This window comes from Variovorax sp. DAIF25 (assembly GCF_050711835.1).
Taxonomy (GTDB): domain Bacteria; phylum Pseudomonadota; class Gammaproteobacteria; order Burkholderiales; family Burkholderiaceae_C; genus Variovorax.
Genome location: NZ_CP136636.1, coordinates 268146 through 294261, shown reverse-complemented (window position 1 = coordinate 294261; position 26116 = coordinate 268146). Strand labels below are relative to the sequence as shown.

The window sequence follows — 26116 nt, the reverse complement described above, 5'->3', positions numbered from 1 at the left end:
TCGCGAAGCAGGACGCGAACTTCCGCCCCATCAAGGCACCTGGTACTACTCGCTGGCATGTTTCGGCGGGTGGAAGCGACTTCGAGTTGGTTTGCACGGGGCCGCGGTTCCTAGACACCAGGGCCAGGACCGGCGGCGCTGGCGCCGTGGACTTGGTGTCTCATCTGTGGAATTTGCAGTTTCGCAATGCCATTCGCATGCTTGAAGAGCGAGGCATCTGACGTGCTGCTCGTCTTCTCAACGCGAGACTACAAGCTCGCTCGGCGTGAGGTACCCGGTTTTCCGATACTGCTCAACTCGGACATGTCAAGCTGCTACGAAGCCAATGAGTTCTTTCGCTTCTATCTGCAGCGTGCTGCTATCGAATCGCGTAAGTCATGGGGCCCGATCGCTCAATCGATCTATGACTATTTTGGCTTCCTCGAGGCTCATGAGCTCTCCTGGACCGATGTCGATCGAGGAGAGGACAAGAATCTTCTCGCTGCCTACAGAGATTACAGCTTCGATGTCGCCAAGCAAAGGCGCAACACCATCCGGCTGCGACTCACCTACATCTGTGAGTTCTATAAATATGCGTTGAGGCGCAACTGGATCGATGTATTGCCCCAGACCTATGAGAAGAGGCATGTGACGCAAGTCGCGAGCGGCTTCCTGGCGCACCTCAGCGGCACAGATGGCACCGTTGAGACGAACTCGGCGATGCCACGCAAACACAAGGATCTCGTCAAATTTCTCTCGATCCAGCAGGCGCGACAGCTACTTCAGGCCGCGACCAACGAACACCACAAGGCGTTGATGCGGCTCGCACTGTCGACCGGGCTACGACGAGAGGAGCTGGCGACATTTCCTCTCGCCTACGTGTTCGATCCAGACCAGAAGAAGCTCAAAGACGCGAACGTGGCCGTGACGCTTGATCCTGAAGACGGGACCGGTATGCGCACGAAGGGTTCAAAGCGGCGCGTCATTTACATGGCGCGCGATGTGATGAAGGGACTCAAGCGCTATGCAGATCATCTTCGAGGAGAACGTGCATCGCTTTGCGCAGACCAGCACGCATCGCTCTTCTTGAACCAGTATGGCCGACCCTTCGCTCAGGACGGCAAGGCAATTGAAGCGATCGTTAGAAAGATCGGACAACGCATTGGGGTGCCAATCCACCCACACATGCTCAGGCACACATACGCGACGCACACCCTTTCTTCACTTCAGCGCAGAGGTGGCCGCGGCCGGAGGACAGAGCCCTTGGTATTTCTTCAGCAGCAGCTTGGTCACGCCTCGCTAAGCACCACCATGGTTTACCTGCACATGGTCAACGACGTGGCCGATGAGGCAGTGCTCGCCTACGACGCCGAAATCTGTAGCTGGGATGAGGAGTAGCAACGCTTGGCAAAACGAAAATTGTTCATCAAGACCGACCTGACCATTCCCAAGGTCGAGCATGTTCGTCGTGGCGAAGCCATCGAGATCCCTGTCGGTCTAATCCCTCCCGTTGAGAGCGCCGTTTTCTTTGTGAACGAATCGCTAGCCAGGGCGCGGTTCGACTTCGCTGAATGGTACGGTGCAGGGATCGATCAGATCACCTATGCGTGTCAACGCCAGGTGGAGCGCTTCCTCGCGAAGCAGGACGCAGAACTGTCGTCTGCAACCATCCTTTCGTATTGCCAACAGGGCCTACGCTACTTTCTCGAATATCTGGTGGTGGTGCGCGCAGCAGTCGGCCGCGATCTCTACTTGACCGATATCAGCAGAAGCGTGATCGACAGCTACATAGCGGCGCTGGGCGTGGGGGACTATTCGCTGTACACCCAACGGTCTAGGTACTTGCACACCAAATCAGTGCTCAAGGCGTTGTGCGCACGGGGCCTCATCATCGAGATCATCGGCGGTGACAACGCCACGTTCCCGTCCAACCCCTTTTCCGGTACTGATGCAACAAAGCGAGGCCACAAGCCCTTCTCACAATCTGAACGGAAGCAAGTTGCTCGGGCGATCAAGGACGCAATCCGGCCGCTGTTTTCCGCTGACGTTGAGGTGACTGCCGACCTACTCGCCTACGCACTCCTCATCGTCGCACTGCATACCGGCAGGAACACGACGCCGCTGCTCGAGATGCGACGGGACTCTTTGAAGCCGCACCCGAAGGCTGACACCTCGTTTCTTGTGCTCTTCAAGCGTCGTGGTCACTCCAAGCACAAGGTACCCATTCGCGATGCTCCCATTGAACCGAATGAGATCGAATCGGTGCCGCCGCTTCGAAGTTCGGTCGCCACCATTGTGCGCCGGGTCATCGAGTTGACTGAGCCGCTTCGATCCGCAGCTCCAGAGAAACTAAAAAATCGCGTGTGGCTCTTTCGGGCCCGGACAAACGGGAGCCGCGGCATGAACCGAGGCGAGATCTCGGTGCTGACCGAGAGCACATTGTTTCGCGCCATCAAATTATTGGTTTCTGCCTATGACCTGCGGGACGCGGATGGCAAGCCACTGCAATTGAACGTCAGTCGCCTTCGCAAGACCTTCGTCAATCGCATCTATGAGCTTGTTGAAGGCGATGTCGTTGCTACGGCCAATGCCGCCGGCAACACGCCGAGAGTCGTCGACATCAACTATTTGCAGCCTAACGAAGAGGCTGCGGGTAACTGGGTCTTTCTCGGCAAGGCGCTGACGGAGGAACTGCTCACGGGGACGCTGGGCAACTCGGAACGAACGCCGGTGGGCCGATGCTCCGACCCCAGTCAAGGTGAGTACGCCCCAAAGAATCGTGGTGGCGTCTGCATGAGCTTTCTCAACTGCGTGCGTTGCAAGAACTACGTTGTCACCGCCGACGATCTCTACCGGCTGTTTAGTTTCTATTGGCGAATCTTTTCGGAGCGATCACGAATGGATCCTCGCCGCTGGAAGCACCAGCTTGGCCACATCGTTCGTCTCATCGACCGCGACATCATTGAGAAGGGATTGAGCCGAGGGATCTTGAAGCGCGACGCTGTTGAACGCGAGCGCGAGCGCGCGCGGACGAATCCGCATCCCTTCTGGCGAAGGGAGTTCTCTTTTTCTGACCTACTCGATATTGGAGCCGCTTGATGGCAGCGACAGCGTCTACGGCGGAGGCGTCACCGGCAGCCCGAGTCTTGTCACAGCCGGACGAAGTACGCGATCTGTCCACTGAGGAGCGCGATCGGCTGATAGTCTTTCTCACCCGCGTCGATGGGACCTGGCAGGTTGTCAGCAGCTACGGCGATTCCGTCTGGTGGGCCGTTGGCGTCACTACCAACAACAGTCCTGCTCGGACGAAGATGGACTTCGCTGCGATTCCAGAATGTTTCCGCGACGTCGCGAAGGCAATGCTGTACAGGTATTTGCGGCGCGGCGCGAATAGCATTCGTCGGCCGGCCCCCGTCACCGTGGTCGGAACCTTCAGGTCGATAGCGCAGGCTTTGAACTACTTTGCATCTCTTGGCCTTGGCGCATTGAAAGATGTGACCCCTCTTGCGTGCAACTCCTATGCGCACGAGTTGCGCACTTCGGAACGTTTTCGCGATGGAACGGGACCAGGCAATCGGAAGAGCCTGAAGGCCTCGGGCCTGTACCGACGTTTATCTGCGGTTGAAGAGCTCTTTGATTTGAGCCAGTACACCTTCGATGCGATGCCGAAGCATCCTTGGCCTGACACCACCGCAGCCTACATGACTGGGTATACCCAGAGTTCCAGCGCTTCAGCACGCACTCCCTTGATGCCTGATGAGGTATTTGCCACCTTGTTCCAGCGTGCCTGGGCCATCGTCCAAGCGGCTCCTGCCCTACTAGATCTTCGCGAGGAGCTTGAGCGCGTGGAAGCAGCCCACCCGGGGCTCCACAAAAAGTACGTCGCGGCGTTGAAGTCCAAAGAGATCCGTCGCGTCGGCCTGGCTCCGGACTATCGCTCTTACAAGGTCGCGGTCACGCAGATTCGCACTGCGTGCTACATCGTGATCGCGAGCCTGAGTGGTTGCCGCAACCATGAATTGGCGTACTTACGCACCAACAGCTACTACAGCACAGAGGATGCCCAAGGCAATCGCCGCTGGTGGATGCGATCTAGGTCCACCAAGACCTATGAAGGGGCGACAGAGTGGCTAGTACCGGAAGCAGCCGTCGCCGCGCTTCGTGTCATGGATCGATGGGCGGCTCCGCTTCAGGGAATGTTGACCCAGGAGATTGAGGGCTATCGGAAGTCAAACCCTGCAGACGTTCGCATCGCGCAAGCCAGCGCCCACTTGGGTGCGATCTTTGTCGGTGTCGACGCGAGGCAGGGCAAGCAGGTCCGAACGATCTCGAACGGCGCCGCAAACACCGATCTGAATAGCTTCGCAATCGCCTGTGGCCTTGATTGGCAGCTTGCATCGCATCAGTTCCGAAGGAAGTTCGCAAACTACGCTGCTCGTAGCCAATTTGGCGACCTGAGGTACTTGCGAGATCACTTCAAGCACTGGTCGCTCGACATGACGCTCGGGTATGCGCTGAACGAAGCGCAAGAGATGGCCCTCTTTTTGGAAGTTGGTGATGAACTCGATGAGTTGAAGGTGAAGACGGTATCGTCTTGGCTCGATGACGATGAGCCTCTCGCAGGAGGCTACGGGCGCAACCTCATGGACTGGCGCACACGCACCGAGAACATCACCATGTTCAAGTCGCGCAGTGCGATGATCAGGAGCATCGCGCTCAGCACACCTATCCGCAGCAATGGCCACGCCTGGTGCACGGCGCAAGACAGCCAATGCGTTGGCAACGACCTCGAGCCTACGCGATGTGGCGATGGGTGTGACAACGCCGTCATCGAGCGCCGTCACCAACCCCTTTACCAAGGGCTGTACGACCACCTGGCCGAACTGCAGTCGGTCGATGACATCGGTCCTGGAGGCCAGGGTAGAGTCGAGCGAGACCTGCAGCGATGTTCCACGGTCTTGCAGCAGCTCGGATATTCACCGGAGACCGCGTTGTGACACTGCGCAAACCAGCGGACATCCGAGAGAAAGAGCTGCGCTTAGCCATCTATCGCATCCAGCGGGGCCGTGCGCACAGTAAGGCAACGGAGCTCAGCATCTCTTCTGTCGCGCGCGAAGCCGGAGTGTCGCCCGCGCTCGTCCACAACCATTACCCGCAGATCGCTGAGCTCATCCGCATAAAGCAGGGAGCTGCAACCGCAGACCGGCTCGAGGCAAAAGCATCTGAGCTGAAAGCGGAGCGCGAGAAGAACGCAGAGCTTCGGCGCGAAGTCCTCACTCTGAAGCAGCAATTGGCCTGCCTAGCTACTCTGAATGAAATGTTGACTGTGGATAACCAGACGCTTCGTTCTGCCAAGCAAGGCGGCAACGTCACTCCTCTGCGGCCGTCGAGGCGTTAGGAGAGCTAAGGCGTTGTGAGCACACAACTTTTTATGCATTAACTGTTAATTAGGCACCAAAAAGGTCGACCTGCCGATGGCGCTGGGCATCCTCGCGGCCAGCGGCCAGATCGAGGGCGCGCGGCTCGCGGGCCACGAGTTCGCGGGCGAGCTCTCGCTGTCGGGCGAGCTGCGGCCGGTGCGCGGCGCGCTCGCGATGGCGCTCGCGCTGCACACGCGCGGCATCGCCACCCGGCTGGTGCTGCCCGCGCCCAGCGCCGACGAGGCCGCGCTGGTGCCCGGCGGCGAGGTCTACGGCGCAAGGCACCTGCTCGACGTGGTGCGGCGCTTCCTGCCGGCCGATGCGCAGGCGGGCCTGGAGGCGGACGACGAGGGCTGGTCGCGGGCCTGCGCGTCGACGCAGGCCCGCGCCCCCGCCTATGCCGACATGGCCGACGTGAAGGGCCATGCCGGCGCCAAGCGCGCGCTCGAGATCGCCGCGGCCGGCGGCCACAGCCTGCTGATGATGGGCGAGCCGGGCTCGGGCAAGTCGATGCTGGGCCAGCGCTTCGCGGGCCTGCTGCCGCCGATGCGCATCGATGAAGCACTCGAGAGCGCCGCCATCGCGAGCCTCGGCGGCCGCTTCTCGACCGAGCGCTGGATGCACCGGCCGACCGCGTCGCCGCATCACACCTCGAGCGCCGTGGCGCTGGTGGGCGGCGGTTCGCCCCCGCGGCCCGGCGAGATCTCGATGGCGCACCACGGCGTGCTGTTCCTCGACGAATTCCCCGAGTTCTCGCGCGCCGCGCTCGAGGCGCTGCGCGAGCCGCTCGAGACCGGCACCATCACCATCGCGCGGGCCGCGCGGCGGGCGGATTTTCCGGCGCGCTTCCAGCTCATTGCCGCGATGAACCCCTGCCCTTGCGGTTTTCTGGGCGCGCCCACGAAAGCCTGCCGCTGCACGCCCGACCAGGTGGCGCGCTACCAGCGCAAGCTCAGCGGCCCGCTCCTGGATCGCATCGATCTGCACATCGAAGTGCCCGCGGTGTCGGCGCAGCAACTGCTCGATGCGCCCGCGGGCGAGACCACCGCCGCCATCCGCGCGCGCGCAGCCGCCGCGCGCGAACGCGCGATCGAACGCCAGGGCCGGCCCAACCAGGCACTGCAGGGCACCGACATCGATCGCCATGCGTCGCTCGGCGACGAGGCGCGCCGCTTCATGCACACGGCCGCCGCCCGGCTCGGCTGGTCGGCGCGCAGCACGCACCGCGCGCTCAAGGTGGCGCGCACCATCGCCGACCTCGCGGGAGCGGCGGTCATCGAGACGGCGCACGTGGCGGAGGCGGTGCAGTACCGGCGGGCGCTGCAGAAGGGCCTGTAGCGCCCGGCGCATCGCTTAGAGTGCGGCGCAGTCCCGCTCACTCCAGGCCCGCCATGACCGACCGCGCCCTCCTCGTCATCGACATGCAGAAAGGCATGCAGGAACCGCGCGCGGGCCGCCGCAACAACCCCGACGCGGAAGCCCAGGTGCAGCGCCTGCTCGCGCACTGGCGCACCACCGGCCGCCCCGTGGTCCATGTGCGCCACATGTCGCGCTTCGCCGATTCGGTGTTCTTCCCGGGCCAGCCCGGCGCGGCGTTCCAGGATGCGCTGGTGCCGCTGCCCGCCGAGCACGTGGTCGAGAAGAACGTGACCGATGCCTTCGCGCACACGGGCCTCGAGCGCTGGCTGCGCGTGCGCGGCATCGAGGCGCTCGTGGTGGTCGGCGTGGCCACCAACATGTCGGTCGAGGCCACGGCGCGCACCGCGAGCTGCCTCGGCTTCGCGGTCACGGTGGTGTCCGATGCCAGCTTCGCCTTCGACCGCGCGGGCATCGATGGCGCCACTTTCGGCGCGGAGCAGGTCCACGCGATGGCGCTGGCCAACCTGCAGGGCGAATACGCCCAGGTGGTGACCGCGGCCAGCCTGCTCGGCTGACCGCCGCCTTCGCCCCTTACTTGAACTCGTGGCTCACCACCGGCGCTGACTTGCTGTCCTGCACCGTCACGCGCTGCCGGTAGACCTCGAGGTCGCCGTTGCGCACCTCGATGTTGTAGATGCCGGGGCGCAGCGACAGCGACTTGAGCGGCGGGCTCACGCCGCGGTCGGCGCCGTCGACGAAGACCTGGCCCCAGGGCCGGATGTTGAGCGTCACGCGGCCCATGCCGGCCGCGGCGCCCGGCACGGGCGGAACCGCCGTGCCTCCCGCGACCGGGGGCGTTGCACCCGGCGCTCCCGGCACGCCGGGCGTGCCAGGCGGCACGGTGCCCGGCAGCACGGGCTGCGTGGAGGCCGGCTGCGCGAGCCGGTTGAGCTCGGCGATGGCATTGCGCGCATCACGTGCATGCGGGCCGCGGCGGTAGCGGCGCAGGTAGGCCTCGTAGCCCTCGCGCGTGTTCTCGGCCTGCGCGAGGTTCCAGTCCTCGGCCTCGCTGATCGCCAGCGCGGGCTCGGGCGGCGGGCTCGCGGGCGTCACGGGCACGTTGTCGAGCGGGCTCAGCGCGCCGTTGCTGCCCGGCGCGGTGGCCGGCGGCACGGCGGTCGGCGAGTTGCCGCCGGTGGGCGCGGCCGCGACGCCGCCACCGCCATCGGCCGACGGCGGCTGCGAGGCGGCGGGCACCGTGGCCGAGGCCGGCGCGGCGGGCGGCATCACGGCGGGCGGCGAGGCGGGGTTCGACATCGGCGCGCCCGGCGGCGGCACCGGCGGCGCCATCGCGGTGGTGGTGGGCGGCGGCGACTGCGTGATGCGCAGGCCGATCCAGCTGCCGACCGCGACCAGCGCCACCAGCAGCACGCCGACCAGGCCCCAGCGCGGCAGCGCAGACTTTTTCGCAGGCCGGCGCGCGGCTGGCGCCCGGACCGGCGGCGGCGCCTCGAAGGGCGCGGGCGCGGAGACCGGCGCATACGACTCGGGCAAAGCGACGGGCACCACGGGCGCCGGTGCCGGCGCAGGCACCGCGGCCACGCCCGCCGCGTGCACCGGCGCCGCGAGCCCGCCCACGTAGATGTCGCCGAGCTTGCTGAGCCCGAGCTCGGCCGCGAAGGCCGCCACGGTCTGCGTGCGGTCCTTGCTGTGCACGGCCAGCGTGTGGTCGACCGCGGCGCAGAAGGCCGGGCTCAGGTCGGGCCGGTTCAGGCTCGCGAGCGGCACGTAGGCGTCCTGCACGCTGCGCACCACGGCCGAGGGCGGCGGGTGGCCGGTGACGGCGCGGTAGAGCACCGCGCCCAGCGCGTAGAGATCGGTCCAGGCGCCCTGCAGCAGCGTGTTGTCGTCGGCGTACTGCTCGATCGGCGAGTAGCCCGACTTCACCATCACCGCCACCTCGTCGACCAGGTCGGCGATCGACTTGCGCGCGGCGCCGAAGTCCAGCAGCACCGGCAGGCCGTCCTGCTGGATGAAGATGTTGTCGGGCGCGATGTCGCGGTGGAAGCAGCCGCTGCGGTGCAGCGTCTCGAGCGCGCCGAGCAGCGGCCCGAGCATGCCAAGCAGCCAGGCTTCGGAGATGGTGCCGGGCTCCTCGTCGGCCAGCCGGCGCAGGGTGCGGCCCTTGTAGAGCTGGATCGCCATGTAGGCGGTCGAGTTCGATTCCCAGAAGCGATGCACGCGCACCAGCGCCGGGTGGCTGAACTGCGCGAGCGTGCGCGCCTCGTTGATGAAGCTGCGCAGTCCGGCCTGGAAGGTGGCCGTGAGCCGGTCCGAACGCACGTGCACGCTGTCGTCGCCGATGCGCCGCGCGAGCATCGAGGGCATGTACTCCTTGATCGCGACCTCGCGCTGCAGCGAGTGGTCGTAGGCCCGGTAGACGATGCCGAAGCCGCCTTCGCCGATCACCTCGAGCAGCTCGAACTCGTCGAGCCGGTGGCCGATGGCCAGCGGGTGGGGCCGCTCCTGCGGGTCGGTGCCCACCGGAGAGCCGGTGCGTCCTTCCGTCGTCATTCTTGTTCCTCCTCATGCATCGGGACTCTCACGCCCATGGCACGTGCCCCTGGGAAAAAAGCTTCGAGAACAGCGGCGTGTTGAGCCCGCCGCCATGCGCCGCGGTCCGCAGCGGCGAGCCGTCGGCCTGGTTGGTCCACCAGTAGCTCGTGCTTCCGAACGCGTCGAAGCACAGTGGAAGCTCCGGCCAGCCCAGCCGCTGCTGGGCGCCCTCGCCCGCCGACGTAGGCCCGAGGATCGAAAGAATGTCGTCCGAGCCGCCGCTGGCCGGCTGGAAGCCGCCATGGCCCGCGGCCAGCACCTGCGCGTCGAACTGCTCGGGCGCCACGCCATGGCGGATCGCCTGCAGCATCGCGTTGCCGCAGCGCCAGTACCAGGCGGCCGCGCCCTCGAGCACCGCGGGCCGGTAGGCGCGCGCATCCACCTGCAGGCTCACGCACACCGGGTAGTAGCGGCCCACGCGGTCGCAGCTCGGCGCGATGCAACCGAACTGCACCGCGTTCACGCCCTGCGTGGCGGGGATCGCGAAGTTCCACACCGGCGCCACCGCGTAGTGCCGCGTCATGGCGTCGGGCCAGCGCTTGAAGGCGCCCAGGCCGTTCTGCATCCAGCGGTCCCACCAGGCCTGCAGCTCGCGCGACATGCGCCGGTGCAGGAAGTCGCCGGCCGCGGGCAGCTTGCCGTACCAGCCGACCTGCTCGTCGCCCGGCACCCAGGCCGGCTGCGCCGCCGCGCCGGGGTTCATCACGAGCGCCCCGGGCACGAGAAGCCGCTCATCTGCGACAGCCGCAGCGGGTTGTAGACGCTGTTGGCGGTCACGTTGAGCACCACCTTGCGGCCCTGCAGGTCGAAGCTGGCATTGAACGATTCGCTCGAGCCGCCCGGCGAGATCGAGGCCTTGTCGAACAGCCGGTGCAGCGCCCACGGGCCCTCGGTGACGATGCCGCCGGCCGGCGTGCCGCTCGAGGTCGTGACCTGCAGCCGCACCTGGTTGCTGTTGCGCGGGCCCGGCCACTTGACGGTGGTGGGCGCCTGCGGCCCGTGCGCGTAGCGCACCGTCTGGCCGTCGATGTCCAGCGTCATCTGCGTGAGGCCGGCGTCCATGTCCTCGGGCCGGATATCGATCGAGAACGAGGGCGTGCGCCCGCCCGCCATGCCCGAGAAGAACACGTCGCGGATCGCCTGCGCCTTCTGGAACGCATCGAGGTAGGACGAGCGGCCCGAGGCGCTGCCGTCGACGCCGCGCTTCCAGGTCCACGGGTTGCTCGAGGTGTCGACCTGCGTCATGAGGTTCTTCTGGAAGAAGTCGTCCATCATCCCGCCCGGCGCGAACAGGTTGGCGAAATCGCCCGCGGCCACGTCGCGGCTGGAGCCGCGCGAGAACGGATAGCGGCCCGCGATCGCCTGGTTGCAGAAGTTGCCGATGGTGGCGGCCGCGTTCTGCCCGATGTTCTGGCGCGTGACCGCGGCCGCCTTCGACGAGGCGGTGGCCGAGAGGTCGTTGAGCATGCCCTGGAACGGCACCGGCATGCGGCCGGCCTCGGCCTGCACCTTGGTCACGGCGTCGCTGGTCGGCGGGATGTTGCCGCTGCGCAGCGCGGTGTCGGTGGCCGTGAGGTAGTTGTAGAGCTCGTTGATCAGCGCGGCGGTGGCATCGATCGGTGCCTGCCCGCCCTGCTTGGGCGCGGTCACCATGCGGCGCAGCGGCTCGAAGTGGTTGTCCACCAGCGACTCGGGCCGGTCGGGCACGGTGTTGCGGCGCTGGCTGCCGTCGGGCTGGCCGATCAGCTGCTCGATGCGCTCGCGCGTGGTCTGCACGCGGTTCTGCGCCTGGTCGAGCAGGCTGCGCGCGGCCTCGTCGTGGTTGCGCAGCAGGTCGGTCTCGCGCGCGGCGCCGCGGATGATGCGCGACATCGGCGACTCCGAGGTCGAGAGCACGCGCGTCATCTGGATGCTCTGCAGCAGCGAGCGGCTGTCGGCCAGCCGGATGTCGGCCAGGTAGTCGTCCCAGACCCGGATGTAGTCGGTGAGGTAGAGCCGGCGCACCTCGCGCAGCAGCAGCTCGCGCGAGGTGATGTCGGTGATGCCGGGCGCGCGGATCTGCAGCACCCAGCGGTCCTCCTGCTCGAGCGCGAGCGTGGTTTCGGCCATGCGCTTGTCGAAGATGTCCCAGTAGCCGCGGTAGGTGAACAGCGTGGGGATGCCGTCGGTCAGCGGCTTGCCGCTGGCGCGCCGCACCACCAGCGCCGACTCGGCGCCACCGGCCTCGGCGATGGTGAAGGCATTGGGCGGGCTGGTCTGCAGCAGGATGCGGCGCAGCCGCGCATACGAGCGCTGCGCCAGCGGCACGCCCGCGAGGCGCTCGCGCGTCTCGGTGATCAGGCGCTCGTCCTTGGCGAACGGCGAGCTCACGACGCGGCCGCCGAACAGCGCCTTCAGGTGCGACTCGAGGTTGGCGCGCTGCTCGCGCGTGAGCGCGGCGCCGACCTTGCGGTCCACGTCGGTCAACAGCCAGGCCTGCAGGAAGTCGGCGTCGTAGCGCTCGGCGTCGTACAGCATCAGGTAGGCCTTGAGCGCCTCGTAGCTGTACTCGGGGTTGTTCTTCGAGGCCTCGCGCAGCGACTGCTCCACGCGCTGCGCGGCCTGCGGCAGCAGCACGCTCTCGAGCGCGCGCTGGTAGACGCCGTCGGTCGCGGCCTGCAGCTTTTCGCCCTGGTAGAGGCCGAAGCGGTAGCCCAGCGGCGGATCGCCGATGTCGAACTTCCCCGACTTCGGCAGGTCGCGCAGCCGGTCGAGGATCAGCAGCGAGCTCGCGAGGTCGCCGCTCGAGTCGACCACGGTCGGCAGCTCGCCGCGCGCCGCGGCGCGGTTGAAGGACTTCGCGTTGCCGTCGACCTCGGCCACGTACTCCTTGTTGTTGTGCCAGCTGTTGACGCAGGCGCCCAGCAGCGCCACCAGCAGCACGCCGATCACGCTGTAGCCCACCAGGTCGGCCGCGCGCTTGCGCCGGTACCAGCGCAGGTTGGTGCCGGCCACGCCCGCGTCGCGGAAGATCACCTGCTGCAGCAGTTCCTTGAGGAAGTAGCTCTTGCCCGGGCCCGGCGGCGGCGCCGGCGGCGCGTTGACCTGCAGGTAGCGCTTGATCGCGCCCATCACGCGGTCGAAGGCCGTGCCCTCCTGCGTGCCGCTGGTGAAGTAGACGCCGCGCAGCATCGGCGCGGTCTCGAACTTGGACGGGTTGAAGACGTCGGCCAGGAAGGTGCCAAGGATGTCCTCGAAGCTCGCGAACTGCTGCGGCAGCAGGTAGGCCTGCGCGCGGCGCATCGGGTCGGGCTCGGCGGCCAGCAGCTCGGGCAGGCGCTCGTCGAGCCGCTGGTGCAGCAGCCGGTACTCCTGCTGGAAGCGCTCGCGCAGGTCGCTGCCCTCGAGCGTGGTGGCGGTGCCCGCGCGCTGATTGCCCTTGGCGGCCTTGGCGGCCTTGGCGCTGGCGGCGCTGGCGTCGATCGGGAAGGTGAAGCCCCAGACCTGCGCGCGCTCGGCGCGGCTCAGGCCGCCGAAGTACTCGTTGAAGCCGGCCAGCAGGTCGGCCTTGGTCACCATCACGTAGACCGGGAAGTTGATGCCCAGGTCGTTGCGCAGCTCGAGCAGCCGCTTGCGCAGCGCCATCGCGTGGCGCGCGCGCTGCGCGTCGTCGGCCAGCGGCAGGTCGGCGATGCTGATGGTGAGGATCGCGCCGTTGATCGGCTGGCGCGGGCGGAACTTCTTGAGCAGCTCGAGGAAGCCCTTCCACTCGCCCTCGTCGGTCTCGCGGTTGCTCTCGTGCGTGGTGTAGCGCCCGGCCGTGTCGATCAGCACCGCGTCGTTGGTGAACCACCAGTCGCAGTTGCGCGTGCCGCCGATGCCGCGCACCGCGGCCTTGCCGAGCTGGTCGGCGAGCGGGAAGTCGAGGTCGGAGTTGACCAGCGCCGTGGTCTTGCCCGAGCCCGGCGCGCCGATGAAGATGTACCAGGGCAGCTGGTAGAGATACTGGCGGTCGAAGATCGAGAAGCGGCCCGCGGCCTTGCCCTCCTCGCCCGGCCCGAAGCGCATGTTGCGCAGGATCGAGGTGGCGTCGTTGAAGCCGGTCTGCAGCTCCTTGATCTCGGGCGCCTCCTCGGGCTTGGCCTCCTTCTCCTTCTTGGAGGGCGTGCGCAGCTGGTTCAGCAGCTGCGCGTTGAGGCGGCGCTCGCGCCACTTGCGGTAGGCCACGCGCACCAGCCAGATCGCGAACATCAGCGCGATCACGACGATGCGCACGAACTCGCTCTCGAGCGGGCGGTAGCGGCCGACCGCGATCACCGGGCCGATGATCCAGATCAGGAAGGCCAGCGCGACCAGGCCGAAGAAGACCCAGAGGTCGCGGCTGACGAGGAAACGGAAGAACGCGCGCAGCATCTCAGCGTCCTCCCTGCGGTGCCACCGGCGCGACCAGCAAGGTCACTTCCACGCGGCGGTTGCGCGCGCGGTTGGCCGGCGAGTCGTTCGGCACGATCGGGTCGGCATCGCCGCGGCCCTCGGCGCGCAGCCGGTCGGGGCGTGTCATGCGCGCGCCGATCATCTTGCGCACCGAGTCGGCGCGCGCCTGCGACAGGTGCCAGTTCGACGGGAAGCGCACGCTGCGGATCGGCTGGTCGTCGGAGTAGCCGTTGATCAGCACGCTGCCATCGACCGCGTTGAGCGCCTCGGCCACGCGGTTGAGCACCGGCACGTAGCGGTCGAGCACCTTGTCGGCGCCCGAGGCGAACAGGCCGTCGCCACGCAGGATCACCACGCTGCGGTCGGCCTCGTCGCGCACGCTGACCAGGCCCTCGCGGATCTCGGCCTCGAGGAAGCGCTGCAGCCGCGGCTGCGGCGCGGGCTGCGCCACCGCACGCTGCGTCTGCGGCAGGCGCACCGCGTTGATCGCGGAGAAGGCGCCGTCGGAGGTGCCGCCGAGGTTGAAGGTCAGGAGCGCGAAGGCGATCATCAGCAGCACCGCGGCCACCGCGCCCACGGCCCACACCGGCAGCCAGTTGCGCGTGCGGCGCACCGGCGCGCTGGTGTCCTGCCAGTGCGGCGACAGCGGCACGGCGATCTCGCCGCGCGTCTGGCGGATGATCTGCAGCAGGCGCTGCTTGAGGGTCTCGAGCTGCGAGCGGCCGTTGTCGATGACGCGGAAGCGCCCCTCGAAACCCATCGCGAGGCAGAAGTAGATCAGCTCGATCAGGTGCAGGTGCTGCTGCGGGTTCTGCACCAGGCGCGAGAGCAGCTGGAAGAACTTCTCGCCGCCCCAGGTCTCGTTGTGGAACATCACCAGCAGGCTCTGCGAGGACCAGATGCTGCCGCCCCAGGGCGTGAGCGCGGCCGCCTCGTCGACGGCGGTGCACAGGCAGTAGCGCGCGCCGATGATGACCTCGGGCGAGATGCCGCTGTGCTGCGCGCGCGTCTCGAAGCGGCGCACCTCGTCGACCAGGTGCTCGCGCAGCTGCGCGGGCGAGTCGTGGTGGCCGGTGGCGCGGATCTGCGGGATCAGGTCGAGCAGCGGATTGGCCGCGGCCACCAGCGGGTTGTTGCCGGCCAGCGCGGTGTCGCCCGCATGCGGGCGCCGCGTGTCGTGGAAGGCGGTGAAGGCCTGCGGCTGCTCGCCGAGGCCGCGCGGCGCGTTCAGCGGGTTGTTGCCCGCGTTGCTGCCGCCACCCGGATTCGGCGGCACGAAGCCGCCCGGCCCGACGGCCACGTCGTTGATGCCGTTCATGCGATCGCTCACGGACGGATGGCCCAGAACTCCATGGCCAGGCCGGGGAACTCGCCGGCCAGGTGCATGGCCACGCCGCCCGACTTCTCGAGCTGGCGCCACATGTCGCCGCTCTTGTCGAGCTCGAAGTAGTGGTAGCCCGCGTTGTAGGGAATCTGCCGCGGTGCCACCGGCAGCGGCCGCACGGTCACGCCGGGCAGCTGCAGCTGCACCAGGTCGCGGATGCGCTCGACCGAACCGATCTTCACCTGCGTGGGGAAGCGCTGCTGGATCGCATCGGCCGGCAGGTCGGCATGCACCGCGAGCACGAAGCCGGCGTTGCGCACCAGCACCGGGTCGGGCATGCGGCCCACGCGCACGCCGTGGCTGCGTTCCTCGAGCTCGATCGCGATCGCGCTCTGCTCGAGCACCGCCGACAGCGAGCGGCGCAGCTCCTCCATCAGCGGGCGGATGCTCTCGTTGAGGTTGTCGTGGTCATACACCGGCCACACCACGGGCCGCCGCGTGGGCGAGGTGTGCGTGGCCAGATGACAGGCGAGCTTGAACCAGTCGACGAACAGTTCCTCGGGATGCACCTGCACCGCCTGCTGCGCATGCCAGGTGAGCGCGAGGTAGCGGTTCACGAGCTCGAGCAGCAGGAAGTCGGAGACCTCGCTGACGCCGCCGCGCCCCGGCTGCGAGAGCCGCGAAGCCAGCGCCTCGGAACGCTGCGTGAGCAGGCCGTGCAGCTCGGCCACCATGCTGCGCAGCATCGGCTGCGCCGACACGTCGAGCACCGGCGGGATGTAGTTCGCGTCGATCACCAGCTTGTGGTCGGTGCGGCGCTCGATCACGCGCAGCGCGCCGATCGCCTGCCACTCCGCGGTGAGCGACGAAGCGCGCACCAGCCGCAGCCGCGGCGCCGCGAGCTGCAGCACCGCCGGCCCCAATGCAACTGCGTTGCCATCGGCGACTTCGCGCTCGACCACGTGGAAGCGCGCGGCCGAGGTCGTGTCCTCCGCGAAGATGACCTCCTCGCCGCCGGGCCGGCGCAGCGGCAGCGCGAGCACCACGAGTTCGTCGGTCAGGTCGCCGGGCACGTCGTAGGGAACGGGCGCGTCCTCGACGCCGAAGGAGAACGGCGTGCCGTCGGGCATCACGCCCGCGCCGCCGAGCAGCGAGACGCGTCCCAGCGCATGCGCATCGCGATCGATGTCCAGGTGCAGCCAGCCCCAGTACGCACCCTGCAACCCCGCGGTGCGGCGCGTCACGTACTGCTCGACATAGCGTTCCAGTTGCTGGAAGTGCTGCGGCCGCAGGTACATGCCCTCGGACCACACCACGCGATTCGCCAATGCCTGCGGATGGGCGCCCGTTCTGCTGATGGCGCCCGGATTGCGAACTGTCACCAAAGAAAACCTCCTGGAGTGCGGCCACTCTCGTGCGGATGGTCCATCGTCGAGACGGCCTCCTGCATGGGCGCAATGCGTGCCGATGCTACACGGCGATGTTTACGATTTGCACCGTTTTTGCAGCGTCGAGATGTCGGCCTACGTGCGGCGCACTTTCGTACTAGGGAGTGGCCGCAAGTGCTACGAAATCACGTAGTCGGCAACAGTTCGATACCGCTCTTGCGGATCACGATGCGAACCTTTTGTTCACTCGGCGAGAACTGCCAGATCTTGTAGAGGTTGGTCTGCTTGGGCTCCTTGAGCGGCAGCACGAGGCGCCAGCGTGCGTTCTCGAGCTTGCGGTAGCCCGCGATCACGCCGATGGCGCGCGAATCGAGGCCGGCCTCGCGCTTGAAGGTGCGCTCCTCGCCGCTGCGCAGAATGGCCTGGTCGGCATTGACGAGTTCGGCCGCGAGCGTCTCGCGATCGCGGTCCTGCAGTGCAAAGTAGTCAGCCGTTTCGAAGTTGCCCGAGGACTTGAGCTCGAAGACCTTCACGAGGATCGGCGCGGCCTGCCCGCGGCCATCGGGATTGACGCCGTCGTCGACCTTGATCGACACCGCGTAGGGCGTGGGCATGGACTTGGCCGTCGATGCACAGCCGCCGAGTCCGGCGAGCCATGGCGACGTCACGATCGCGCTTCGCAACAGGGTTCGTCGATGCATGGGTTCTCCATCGAAGTTCGCACCTATAGTATCGAGACGTCATGCAGGGCCGATGTCGGCCGACGTGCCGTCATATCGATGCGGCACAGTATCCAGGCTTAACTTTGCAAGGCAGGAGAGAAGATTGAAGTCATTGCTGTGTGCGCTGCTGATTCCGCTCTTTCTGGTCGCAGGCTGCGACACCACGCCCAAGGCTCCCACCGATGCGGGACCGCCGCAACCCGAACGCCTGAGCCAGCAGGTCGCGCGCACCACGCTCGAACGCGCGCAGCAGGCCTATGACGACGGCGACTACGCGAAGGCCATCTCCACGCTCAAGAGCGGCGGCGTGTCGGTGTTCGATGCGGCCGAGCCCACCACGCGGCTCGCCGCGATGAAGCTCGAGGCCTTCAGCTATTGCGTGGCCAACCAGCTGCCCGAGTGCCGCACGCAGTTCCTCAAGATCCTCGACGCCTTCCCCTCCTTCGATCTCAGCATCGCCGAGCGCAAGCATCCCGTGTGGGGCCCCGCGTTCGAAGCCGCCAAGAAGATGAAGCGCTGACGGGTCTCCCGCGCCAGGAGCCCGTTTCATGAATTGGGAGATGCCATGCGTTGGACGGTGATCGAACATGCGGGCAGGCCGGTGGCCGCGGGTCCGTCGGCCCTGCTCGCGGCCCCGGGCGGCACCATCGGCCGCAGCCCCGACAACCACCTCGTGCTGCCCGACGAACAGCGGCAGATCTCGCGCCTGCAGGCCACGGTGCGCTACGACGACGAAGGCCGCGCGGTGCTGCGCAACATGAGCGCGGTGCTGCCGATCAGCGTGAACGGACAGACGCTGCGGCACGACCAGGAGTCGCCGATCGCCGAGGGCGATCGCGTGACCATCGGCAGCTACGTGCTCGAGGCCGCGCCCGCGAATGCCGCCACGAGCCGCGCGGCGCCATCGATCGCGACGGCGGCCGCCGAGCCCACCATCGCATGGCCGCCCGCGATCGAGCCCGCGAGTTCGCGCCTGGCGTCGGCGCCCGTGAGCTCGCGCATCGCATCGGCACCGGACTTCGGCGCGCAGGCCGCGTCGCTGCCGTCGTCGATGCCGCCGCCCGCACCGGCCCATCCATCACCGATGCCCGCGGCAGCGCCGCTCGATGCGCTGCTGCCGCAGGCACCGGTGTCCGATGTGTTCGCCGACCTGTTCGGCGCGGGCGCGCTGCCGATCGGCGACACGCATGCCGCGCCGCCGCGCGAGGTGCCCGCGCCGCAACCGGTGCCGCCACCGGTGCAGCGGCCGCCCGCGCCCGTGGCCGCACCGGTCTTCGCACCGGCGCCGCCCCCCGCGTTCGCGCCTCCGCCCGCCGCGACGCCGTCGCCTTTCGCGGTGCCCGCACCGGCACTGGCCGCGCGCTCGGCCATGCCCACCGCCGCCGACTGGGACGCGATCCTCGCCAACGCGCCGCGCCGCGTCGACAGCACGCCCGAGCCCATGCCCGACCCGTTCGCGCACGAGCCCTTCGAGCTGCCCTCGCAGGCGCGCAGGAACCCGGCCGATCCGCTCGCGCAGTTGAATCCCGGCGCCACCACCGACGTGTCCGACTTCGCGCTCAAGCGCGGCATCGATCCGCTGTCGCTGTTCGCGGCCGACCAGCACGCGCCCTCGCCGCTGTCCGATCCGCGCCCCACCGCGCTGACGCATGCGCCCGCGCTCGAGGACGTGCATCCCGCGATGGACCTGCTCGAGAAGCGGCCGGTGGTGCCCGGCTACAGCCAGTCGAACCATGCGCGCGAGGTGTCGGGCCAGTTCCGTCCACCGACGCCGATGCCGCTGCCCGTGGCGCAGCCGCCCGCGCGCATGGTCGAGCCCGAGCCCGTGCGCGAGGCAGCACCCGCGGCGCCGGTCGCCGCGCCGCCCACCGCATCGATGCAGGGCGCGCCCGTCGAGGCCGCGCTCGCGTCGATGCCGACGCGCGCACCCGCCACGCCTGCCGAAGCACCGCTGCCGGCGGCGCTCTCGACCATGGCCCCGGCGGCGGCGCCCGTGGTGGCACCCGCGCCGGCCATGCTCGAGGTGCCCGTCGAAGTCGTCGCGCCGAAGGCGAGCTCCGAACCGGTCGCCGTGGTTGCGTCCCCGAGCCCCGCCGCCGACACCGCGCCCGCGCTGCCCGCGGCCTCCTGCGAGGTGCTGTTCCGCGCCTTCCTCGACGGCGCCGGCGTGCCCGACGTCGCGGGCCAGCAGCAGCTCGATGCCGAGATGATGCGCAGGCTCGGCCGGCTGATGCGGGCCTTCACCGACGGCACCATCGAGCTGCTGTCCTCGCGCGCGATGCTCAAGCGCGAGGTGCGCGCCGAGATCACGATGATCGTGGACGAGGAGAACAACCCGTTCAAGATCCTGCCCAACGGCCGCGCGGTGCTGATGCAGATGTTCGGCGCGCGCATGCCGGGCTTCCTGCCGCCCGAGGCCGCGGTGCACGATGCGCTCGGCGACCTGCAGTCGCACCAGCTCGGCATGGTCGCGGGCATGCGCGCCGCGCTGCTGATGGTGCTGCAGCGCTTCGATCCCGAGGCGCTCAAGAAGGACACGCCGCACGACGGCGGCCTCGGCGAGAAGCTGCTGCCCGGCGGGCGCGAGGCGCGCCTGTGGCGCCAGCTGCAGCAGTTGCATGCCGAGACCACGGCTGCCGTCGAGGACGACTTCCAGGCCGTGTTCGGCCGGGCCTTCCAGCAGGCCTACGACCGGGAAATGGAACGATTGAAGGAGGCACGCCGTGCTTGAAGCGACCCGCACGACCCCGTTCGCCGTCCCGCTGTCCACGTCGCAGTTCTCCTGCGTGGGCGAGCGCAGCGGCAACCAGGATGCGATCGGCTACCACCTCGACGACTGGTTCGGCTGCTTCGTCGTGAGCGACGGCGTCGGCGGCAACGCCGGCGGCGAGCAGGCCGCGCGCACCGCGGTCGACACCGCGCTCAATACCTTCGTCGCCAACCCCTCGGTGGCCGCCGAGGACATCCAGCAGTGCGTGACGCGCGCCAACGACGCGATCCTCGCGCGCCAGCGCGCGCAGGCCGAGCAGGGAAAGATGAGCGCGACCTTCGTCTCGCTGTTCGTCGACCGCAGCAACGGCCAGGCGCGCTGGGCCCACGTGGGCGACAGCCGCCTCTACTGGTTCCGTCGCGGCGTGCTGATGGAGCGCACCGAGGACCACAGCCTGTCGCAGCGCTCGCGCGAAGGCATGGCGCAGGGCGAGGCCGTGCCCGCCAACGGCGCGCAGGCCCTGATCCAGAGCAACCTGCTCTACCGCGCGCTGGGCGCGCGCGAGCGTGCCGAGGCCACCGTCTCGGGCACGCAGCGGCTGGCCGACGGCGATGCCTTCCTGCTGTGCACCGACGGGCTGTGGCAGCTGATCTCGCAGCAGGTCATGGAGCGCTCGCTGCAACTGGCCGACAGCGCCGAGGAATGGCTCGCGCTGCTGCGCCGCGCGGCCGAGGCCAAGGCCGACGAGTCGCGCGACAACTTCTCGGCGCTCGCGGTGTGGGTGGGCTTTCCGCAGCAGGTGACGCTGGCGGGGACGGCCGCGCCGCCCAGGGCGGGCTGAGCGCCCTCAGGCCGCCAGCACCAGGATCTTGGGCTGGCTCGGCACGATGCGCATGCCGAAGGTGTTGCCGCCGTTCTGGCGCGTGAGGCTGGTCATGCGCGTCTGCGGCGAGCCCTTGATGCGCAGCGTGAAGGCGCCGATGACGTGCCGCGATTCCGACATCACGCGCGGCATCACCACCCCCAGGCCCACGCCGGCGTTGTCGCCGTTGGTCATCGGCGTGGTGGTCGCGAGGTTGTGCGCGGGCGTGCACAGGTAGAGGATGTTCCAGGCCTTCGGGATCGCGGTGCAGCCGATCGCGAAGTTCGGCCACGGGATCGGAATCAGGGGCGACTTGCAGACGTCGGGAAAGGCGATGTCGACGCCCATGAGCTGGCAGTTGGCAAACATGCGGTTTCTCCTTCGTGGCTCTTGCGGTGCGGGGCGGGGCGGCGCGTTCAGCCCATGTGGATCTGCTTGGCGTCGGCCTTGACGAGGTCGCGCGCGGTGATGACGGTGTTCTTGCCGTGCAGCCGCATCATCTCGTCCGCGCGGTAGTCGACCTGCCCGGCCTGCACCTGGTCGATGCCCTCGGTCATGCGGAACGCGCTCTTGCTCAGGTGCACGAGGCGGTCCACCACGGCTTCGTAGACACGCCCGATCACGCGCATGTCGAACACGGCCGCCCGGGCCTCGTTGCCGCTGTAGTCGAGCCGTCCGACCTGCATGCGGGCCTCGTCGGCATCGATGCGCAGCAAGGGTCCGTCCAGCGTGGCCACCTCGCCCGCGTGCAGCCGCAGCGCGGTGGGGCTTTCGATGCTCACCGCGCCGCGGCGCGAGGCGAGCGTGAGATCGCCCTCGACATCGAGCCGCGCGCGGCCGGCATCGGCCTGCTCGGCCACGGCCGTGAGATAGAGGCGGTGCTCGTCGGGCCCGTTGACCAGCACCGTGTCGCCGATCTCGGGGCGCAGCAGGCAGCTCGCCGCGCGCAGGCAGCGCAGCACCCGGCCCTCGCTCTCCACGCTGTAGATGCCGCCCGGCAGCACCGAGGCGACCACGCCGAGCGCGTTGACCGCGCCGGCCGCGCCAACCGGCGCCGCGTATCCGGCGGCTCTGGCCGGGACCGTTCTGAGGGAAGCGACTGTCATGAGGAACCTCGATTCGTCGTCGGTGGGTCGAAGCGGCGGCGCGCGGAGAACTCCTCGGCCGCGAACAGCTCGGGCTCGTTCGCCAGCAGCCCGCCGCGCTCGGGAATGTTCGCGCCTTCGAGCAGCGCGCGGTGCACCTTGGTGCGCATCAGCGTAGCACCGCGGAAGTCGGCATCGTGCAGGTCGGCGTAGGAAAAGTCCGCATACGTGAGGCGCGCCTCGCCGAAGCGGGCACCGCCGCAGCGCGCGCGATGGAAGATGCATTGCTCCAGGTCGGCCGACGAGAAATCGACCTTCTCGAGCTGCGCATCGATCCAGATGCTCTGCGTGAACACGCCCGCGGTGCAGGCCACGCCCGCGAGCCGCACGAACGGGAACAGGCACTGCGGCGCCCGCACGCGGCGCAGGCTGGCGCCTTCCATGCGCGCGCCCTTGAAATTGCAGCGCACGAGCGAGGCCTCCTCGAAATCGCAGCGCTCCAGGTTGGCATCGGTGAACTGGCACGACTCGAAGCGCAGCCCGCGCAGCACCTGGCCCGAGAGATCGCACTCGGTGAAGATCGCCTTGTCGAAGTCGCAGCCCGCGAACAGCGCGCTGCGCAGGTCGGTCTGGAAGAAGGTCGCCTTCGGCAGCGAGGTGCCCGTGAAATCGGTGCGCTCGAGCGTGCAGCCATGGAACACCAGCGACTCGGAGCGCGCACCGCGAAACGAAGCGCCGGCCAGCGTGCAGTGGTCGAAGCCCGCGACGCCCGCGTCGATGCGCTGCAGGCTCGCGCCCGACAGGTCGGTGCGGTGGACCATGAGGCCGTGCAGCACGGCCTCGTCCATGCGCACGCCGGTGGCATCGCAGGCATTGAAGACGCCATCGGCGAGGCGAGCCGCCTCCAGGCTGGCGCCGCCGAGGCGGCAATCGTCGAACACGCTGCCTTCGAGGTTCGCGCCCGTGAGATCGGCCTGCGTGAAATCGCTCTGCGCGAACAGCCCGCCCGACAGGTCGAGCCCGCGCAGGTCGAGCCCGCGCAGCGACCGCTCGCGGATCTCCTGCCCCCCCTTGACCATGGCCTCCAGGCGGGTCGGCGTCATGCGGCCTTCTCTTCGGTCTTGCGCCGCGGCACGGTCTTGACCTGCTCGGTGTAGGCCTCGTCGAAACGGGTCGTCTCGTCGATCAGGCACTGGCCGAGATCGGCCTGGAACAGGTTGGCGCGCCGGAAGTCGGCCGACACGAGCACGGCCTTGTCGAGGTTCGCGGCGATCAGGTTGGTCTCCACCAGCGAGGCCGCCGTGAGATCGGTGCGCACGAACATGCAGTTCATCGCGTCGGCGCGATGCAGCACCGCGCCGCGCATCGAGGCGTTGGAGAAATCGCTGTTCTCCAGCCTGGCCTCGGTGAAATCGGCCGCGTCGAGCCGCGCGTCGCGCAGGCTGCAGTCGACGAGCAGCGCGCCGCGAAAGCCGGCCTCGTGCAGCGCCGTTTCGCCGACGAAGCAGGTGCTGTCGATGCGCGCGCCCGAGAAATCGATGTCGCCCTCGCGCTGCGTGTCGGTCCAGTCGCAGGTGTCGAGCCGCGCCCCGGCGAAGCTGAGCCCGCGCGCGACGCAGTCGATCCACGAGACCTTGTGCAGGTGCGCGCGGTCGAAGCGCACGTCGCTCAGCGCGGTGCCGTCGTCGAAGTCGACCGCGAACAGCCGTGCCTCCTCGAAGCCGCAGTCCTCGAGCCGCGCCTGGCTCAGCACCAGGTTGTCCATGGCCGCGGACGCGAAATCGCAGCCGCGGGCCTGCAGCTGGTCGAGCGTGGTGCCGTCGAAGCGGGCCTGCCGGAAATCGGCCGCCTCGGCCTGCGCCAGCGCCATGTTGGCGCCGGCGAGGTTGGCGCCCCGCAGCGAGGTGCGCACCAGCCGCGCGCGCACGAGCAGCGCCTCGGCCAGGTCGGCCTCGTCGAGGCGGCTGTCGGTGAAATCGGCGTGCTCGAGCAGGCTCGCATGCCAACGCGTGCGGCGCAGGTCCAGGCCCGAGAGATCGGCGCCCGTGAGGTCCATGCCCGAGAAGTCGCGCGACCCCGCGAGCACCGCGGCCACGCGTTCGCGCGCATGCAGCGCGTCCTGCGAGGCCATCGGGTCGGCCGCGTCCTGGTACTGCGCGGTGCGGCGGTAGTTCTGCACCAGCTTCTCGCCCGCGCCTTCGACCAGGCGCTTCATCTGCGCCCTGGCCTCGGGCGTCATGGGGCTGGCGCCGCCCGCGCGGGTGTCGTTCGCCATGCGCTCGATCTTCGGCCACATGTCGAAGCGCGGCGGCCCCTTGGGCTTTCTCGAGGCGGCGTCGGCCACGAAGGTCGAGGTGTCGAAGCCGACCTTGCGCGACTCGACCGCGTTGGCCTTGCCCGCGCGGTCCATCTCCTCGCGCACCTCGTCGAGCTTCCTGCGCTGCTCGGCGATCGACTGGCGGGTGCGCGCGATGAAGTCGGGCAGCTCGCGCAGCGTGGGCACGGGCTGCGCGGGCGGCACGGCCTGCTCGTAGGGCGCCGTGTCGACGCCGTCGGCGCGTGCCTTGGCGTCGAGCTCCTCGCTCAGCGCCTGCGCGCGGGCGCGCATGTTGCGCTGAAGCGGGCTCGGCGGCGGCATCGCGGCATCGAGGTCGGGCCAGGGGCCGATGATGCGCTCGGGCAGCAGCTGCTCGTCGCGCATGAAGTAGAGGGCGCGGTCCTCCGACTCGCAGCGGGTGACCAGCGTCTCGCGGTAGCCCGCGAGCGGCAGCGGCGGCACGGCCGCGTCCTCGAACGCGACCATCGCATGGCTGATGTCGGCCGCGTCGTCCTCGGCGATCGGCGTCACGCCATGGAAGATCAGGGCCACGCGCTCCAGGTGCGGGAAGAACCAGGCGGTGGACAGCGTGAGCGCGAAGTCCTCGAGCACGGCGCCGTCGAGCGGGCGCGGGTGGTGCACGCCGCGGACCACGAAGCCGCGCGCGCGCCAGTCCGGCAGGCGGCCCGACTGCACGGACCGCTCCGGGTGCATGTTGAGGATCTCGAAGGGGGCATCCGCCAGCCCACCGTCGGCCGGCGCCAGCCACTGGTCCTCGGGCGCGATGTTGAAGTAGCGCCAGTCCATGTCGCGTGCATAGCCCGAGAAGAGGTTCTGCTTCCAGTGCTCGTCGTACTGGCGTCCGAGGCGCGCGGCGCGCGAGGCACGCACCTCGTCGAGCGCGCCGAAGCCCGCCGGCGGGCGGATCTCGTCGGGGCGATGCAGCCGCTGCGCCGGCAGCTCGATGTTCGGCAGGCGCCGCGTGCGCAGTCCGTTGACGAGTTCGTCGGCGCTGCCGATGCCCGCGGGATTCTCCGCGTGGCCGGGGCCGCCGAAGGCGCGGCGCCAGTCGACGGGCATCGCGTCGAAGGGCTGCGGCGGGCTCGGGCGCCCGTCGACCCAGAAGCGGTCGCCGGACACGTGCAGCGTCTTGCGCCGCCCGCGCACCTGCACCGACACCGCGCACTGGGTCTTGTCCTGCTGGTGGTGCGTGTAGGCCTGGCCGCTGACCAGGAACTCGGGGCCGGCCTTGGGCATGCCCGCATCGAGCGCGGCGTCGGGGCCGAGCTCGGCGGCCAGGGTCTTCCAGACCTCCGGTTCCGGCACCAGCTTCGCGTCGGCGCCGAAGCCGTCGGTCATGGCGATGGCCGTCATCGCGAGCCAGTGGCGCTGGTCCCTCGGGAACGGGCGCGTGAGCATGCTCACGCGCAGCGGCTTGATGATCTTCATGGGCTGGTGGTGCTGGGTATCTCCAGCTGGGTGCGCTCGCGGTCGATCGCCACCTGCGGCGGCTCCTCGCCCGAATGGACCACGTGGACCTTGCGGCCGGCGGTGAAGTTGGCGATCAGCTCGGTGTCGATGAAGGTGCGCACGCTGGCTTCGCGCCGCTGTCCCGCGGCATCGGTGAACGCGAGCCGCAGTTCGGTGGCCGCCATGTCGGCCGCATGCCGGCCGCGCTTGATGAGCCGGCCCGGCGGCCGCGCGAGCGCGACGATCTCGGCCTCGGTGCGGCGGCCCTGGGCGCGCAGTTGCTCCCATTGCTTTTCCTCGCCGCGAAAACGCAGGTCGGTGACCACGCTGGTCCAGATCAGCGCGGCGGCCAGTATCACCGCGGCCAGCACCGCGAGGCCGCCGAGGCCCATGCCCAGCATGTCGGACCACGGCATCACGGACCTCCCGCGGTCCGAAGACCGGCGCCGGT

The 26116-nt window shown here is 68.6% G+C and carries 19 protein-coding genes and 1 pseudogene; 9 read left to right on the top strand and 11 right to left on the bottom strand.

Translation table 11 applies throughout. The features are described 5' to 3' along the window. Nucleotides 1-222: 222 nt before the first annotated feature. The 6 genes and pseudogenes from R0232_RS01320 (at nt 223) to R0232_RS01295 (ending at nt 7333) form a co-directional block, all read left to right on the top strand. Nucleotides 223-1377: a tyrosine-type recombinase/integrase gene (locus R0232_RS01320; RefSeq protein WP_431511012.1), complete on the top strand. Its 1155-nt coding sequence runs from the start codon at nt 223-225 to the stop codon at nt 1375-1377. A 6-nt stretch (nt 1378-1383) separates the two neighbouring features. Continuing rightward, entirely contained in the window at nt 1384-3078 is a 1695-nt protein-coding gene (locus R0232_RS01315; protein WP_431511011.1) for a hypothetical protein, read from the top strand. Nucleotides 3079-3125: 47 nt separating this feature from the next. Beyond that, nucleotides 3126-4976: a hypothetical protein gene (locus R0232_RS01310; protein ID WP_431511010.1), complete on the top strand. Its 1851-nt coding sequence runs from the start codon at nt 3126-3128 to the stop codon at nt 4974-4976. Next, nucleotides 4973-5377, top strand: a complete 405-nt coding sequence (locus R0232_RS01305; protein ID WP_431511009.1) for a TetR family transcriptional regulator — start codon at nt 4973-4975, stop codon at nt 5375-5377. The genes R0232_RS01310 and R0232_RS01305 overlap by 4 nt, the downstream gene beginning before the upstream one ends. A 61-nt stretch (nt 5378-5438) precedes the next feature. Further along, nucleotides 5439-6737 (top strand): annotated as a pseudogene (locus R0232_RS01300) (YifB family Mg chelatase-like AAA ATPase); the annotation flags it as partial. Nucleotides 6738-6790: 53 nt separating this feature from the next. Beyond that, nucleotides 6791-7333 carry a cysteine hydrolase family protein gene (locus R0232_RS01295; RefSeq protein ID WP_431511008.1) on the top strand — a complete coding sequence of 181 codons (543 nt, stop codon included), beginning with the start codon at nt 6791-6793 and terminating at the stop codon, nt 7331-7333. Between the two features lie 16 nt (nt 7334-7349). Here the strand turns inward: R0232_RS01295 and R0232_RS01290 are convergent, their stop codons facing one another. The 6 genes from R0232_RS01290 to tssJ all read right to left on the bottom strand — a co-directional run bounded on the left by R0232_RS01290 (nt 7350) and on the right by tssJ (nt 17200). Further along, the gene (locus R0232_RS01290) at nt 7350-9332 is read right to left on the bottom strand and encodes a protein kinase domain-containing protein (protein ID WP_431511007.1); all 1983 of its coding nucleotides are present in this window, start codon (nt 9330-9332) and stop codon (nt 7350-7352) included. Nucleotides 9333-9360: 28 nt separating this feature from the next. Beyond that, nucleotides 9361-10077, bottom strand: a complete 717-nt coding sequence (tagF, locus tag R0232_RS01285) for a type VI secretion system-associated protein TagF (protein WP_431512849.1) — start codon at nt 10075-10077, stop codon at nt 9361-9363. Further along, nucleotides 10077-13766 carry a type VI secretion system membrane subunit TssM gene (tssM, locus tag R0232_RS01280; RefSeq protein WP_431511006.1) on the bottom strand — a complete coding sequence of 1230 codons (3690 nt, stop codon included), beginning with the start codon at nt 13764-13766 and terminating at the stop codon, nt 10077-10079. The genes tagF and tssM overlap by 1 nt, the downstream gene beginning before the upstream one ends. A 1-nt stretch (nt 13767) precedes the next feature. Beyond that, entirely contained in the window at nt 13768-15105 is a 1338-nt protein-coding gene (locus R0232_RS01275) for a DotU family type VI secretion system protein (RefSeq protein WP_296774708.1), read from the bottom strand. 8 nt (nt 15106-15113) lie between these two features. After that, nucleotides 15114-16496, bottom strand: a complete 1383-nt coding sequence (gene tssK, locus R0232_RS01270) for a type VI secretion system baseplate subunit TssK (protein ID WP_093343919.1) — start codon at nt 16494-16496, stop codon at nt 15114-15116. 188 nt (nt 16497-16684) lie between these two features. Further along, nucleotides 16685-17200, bottom strand: a complete 516-nt coding sequence (tssJ, locus tag R0232_RS01265; protein WP_208509965.1) for a type VI secretion system lipoprotein TssJ — start codon at nt 17198-17200, stop codon at nt 16685-16687. Nucleotides 17201-17324: 124 nt separating this feature from the next. Between tssJ and R0232_RS01260 the strand changes: the two genes are divergently transcribed. The 3 genes from R0232_RS01260 to R0232_RS01250 are packed head-to-tail and all read left to right on the top strand — an operon-like array spanning nt 17325 to nt 20772. Then, nucleotides 17325-17741: a TssQ family T6SS-associated lipoprotein gene (locus tag R0232_RS01260; protein WP_208509966.1), complete on the top strand. Its 417-nt coding sequence runs from the start codon at nt 17325-17327 to the stop codon at nt 17739-17741. Nucleotides 17742-17786: 45 nt separating this feature from the next. Next, a complete protein-coding gene (gene tagH, locus R0232_RS01255; protein WP_431511005.1) occupies nt 17787-19952 on the top strand; it encodes a type VI secretion system-associated FHA domain protein TagH in 2166 nt (721 codons plus the stop codon). Further along, nucleotides 19945-20772 carry a PP2C family protein-serine/threonine phosphatase gene (locus R0232_RS01250; RefSeq protein ID WP_431511004.1) on the top strand — a complete coding sequence of 276 codons (828 nt, stop codon included), beginning with the start codon at nt 19945-19947 and terminating at the stop codon, nt 20770-20772. The genes tagH and R0232_RS01250 overlap by 8 nt, the downstream gene beginning before the upstream one ends. Before the next feature lie 6 nt (nt 20773-20778). Here R0232_RS01250 and R0232_RS01245 read toward each other — a convergent pair whose 3' ends face one another. From R0232_RS01245 to R0232_RS01225, 5 genes are read right to left on the bottom strand one after another with little or no spacing between them, the layout of a single operon-like run. Next, on the bottom strand, nt 20779-21162 hold the full coding sequence (locus R0232_RS01245; RefSeq protein WP_208509141.1) for a DUF4150 domain-containing protein: 384 nt from the start codon (nt 21160-21162) through the stop codon (nt 20779-20781). 47 nt (nt 21163-21209) lie between these two features. Further along, on the bottom strand, nt 21210-21899 hold the full coding sequence (locus R0232_RS01240) for a DUF3540 domain-containing protein (protein ID WP_208509140.1): 690 nt from the start codon (nt 21897-21899) through the stop codon (nt 21210-21212). Continuing rightward, on the bottom strand, nt 21896-22981 hold the full coding sequence (locus R0232_RS01235; RefSeq protein WP_281077450.1) for a pentapeptide repeat-containing protein: 1086 nt from the start codon (nt 22979-22981) through the stop codon (nt 21896-21898). Before R0232_RS01235 ends, R0232_RS01240 begins: the two co-directional genes overlap by 4 nt. Continuing rightward, nucleotides 22978-25644 carry a DUF2169 family type VI secretion system accessory protein gene (locus R0232_RS01230; protein ID WP_431511003.1) on the bottom strand — a complete coding sequence of 889 codons (2667 nt, stop codon included), beginning with the start codon at nt 25642-25644 and terminating at the stop codon, nt 22978-22980. The genes R0232_RS01235 and R0232_RS01230 overlap by 4 nt, the downstream gene beginning before the upstream one ends. Continuing rightward, nucleotides 25641-26081: a hypothetical protein gene (locus R0232_RS01225; protein ID WP_431511002.1), complete on the bottom strand. Its 441-nt coding sequence runs from the start codon at nt 26079-26081 to the stop codon at nt 25641-25643. The genes R0232_RS01230 and R0232_RS01225 overlap by 4 nt, the downstream gene beginning before the upstream one ends. Nucleotides 26082-26116: the final 35 nt, after the last annotated feature.

Bases quoted from the DNA above. Each gene is read 5' to 3' on its own strand.
- R0232_RS01240 (WP_208509140.1), bottom strand. From the start codon at position 21,899: ATGACAGTCGCTTCCCTCAGAACGGTCCCGGCCAGAGCCGCCGGATAC.
- tssM (WP_431511006.1), bottom strand. From the start codon at position 13,766: ATGCTGCGCGCGTTCTTCCGTTTCCTCGTCAGCCGCGACCTCTGGGTC.
- R0232_RS01295 (WP_431511008.1), top strand. From the start codon at position 6,791: ATGACCGACCGCGCCCTCCTCGTCATCGACATGCAGAAAGGCATGCAG.
- R0232_RS01275 (WP_296774708.1), bottom strand. From the start codon at position 15,105: ATGAACGGCATCAACGACGTGGCCGTCGGGCCGGGCGGCTTCGTGCCG.
- R0232_RS01230 (WP_431511003.1), bottom strand. From the start codon at position 25,644: ATGAAGATCATCAAGCCGCTGCGCGTGAGCATGCTCACGCGCCCGTTC.
- tagF (WP_431512849.1), bottom strand. From the start codon at position 10,077: ATGAACCCCGGCGCGGCGGCGCAGCCGGCCTGGGTGCCGGGCGACGAG.
- R0232_RS01225 (WP_431511002.1), bottom strand. From the start codon at position 26,081: ATGCCGTGGTCCGACATGCTGGGCATGGGCCTCGGCGGCCTCGCGGTG.
- tssJ (WP_208509965.1), bottom strand. From the start codon at position 17,200: ATGCATCGACGAACCCTGTTGCGAAGCGCGATCGTGACGTCGCCATGG.
- tagH (WP_431511005.1), top strand. From the start codon at position 17,787: ATGCGTTGGACGGTGATCGAACATGCGGGCAGGCCGGTGGCCGCGGGT.
- R0232_RS01290 (WP_431511007.1), bottom strand. From the start codon at position 9,332: ATGACGACGGAAGGACGCACCGGCTCTCCGGTGGGCACCGACCCGCAG.
- R0232_RS01235 (WP_281077450.1), bottom strand. From the start codon at position 22,981: ATGACGCCGACCCGCCTGGAGGCCATGGTCAAGGGGGGGCAGGAGATC.
- R0232_RS01245 (WP_208509141.1), bottom strand. From the start codon at position 21,162: ATGTTTGCCAACTGCCAGCTCATGGGCGTCGACATCGCCTTTCCCGAC.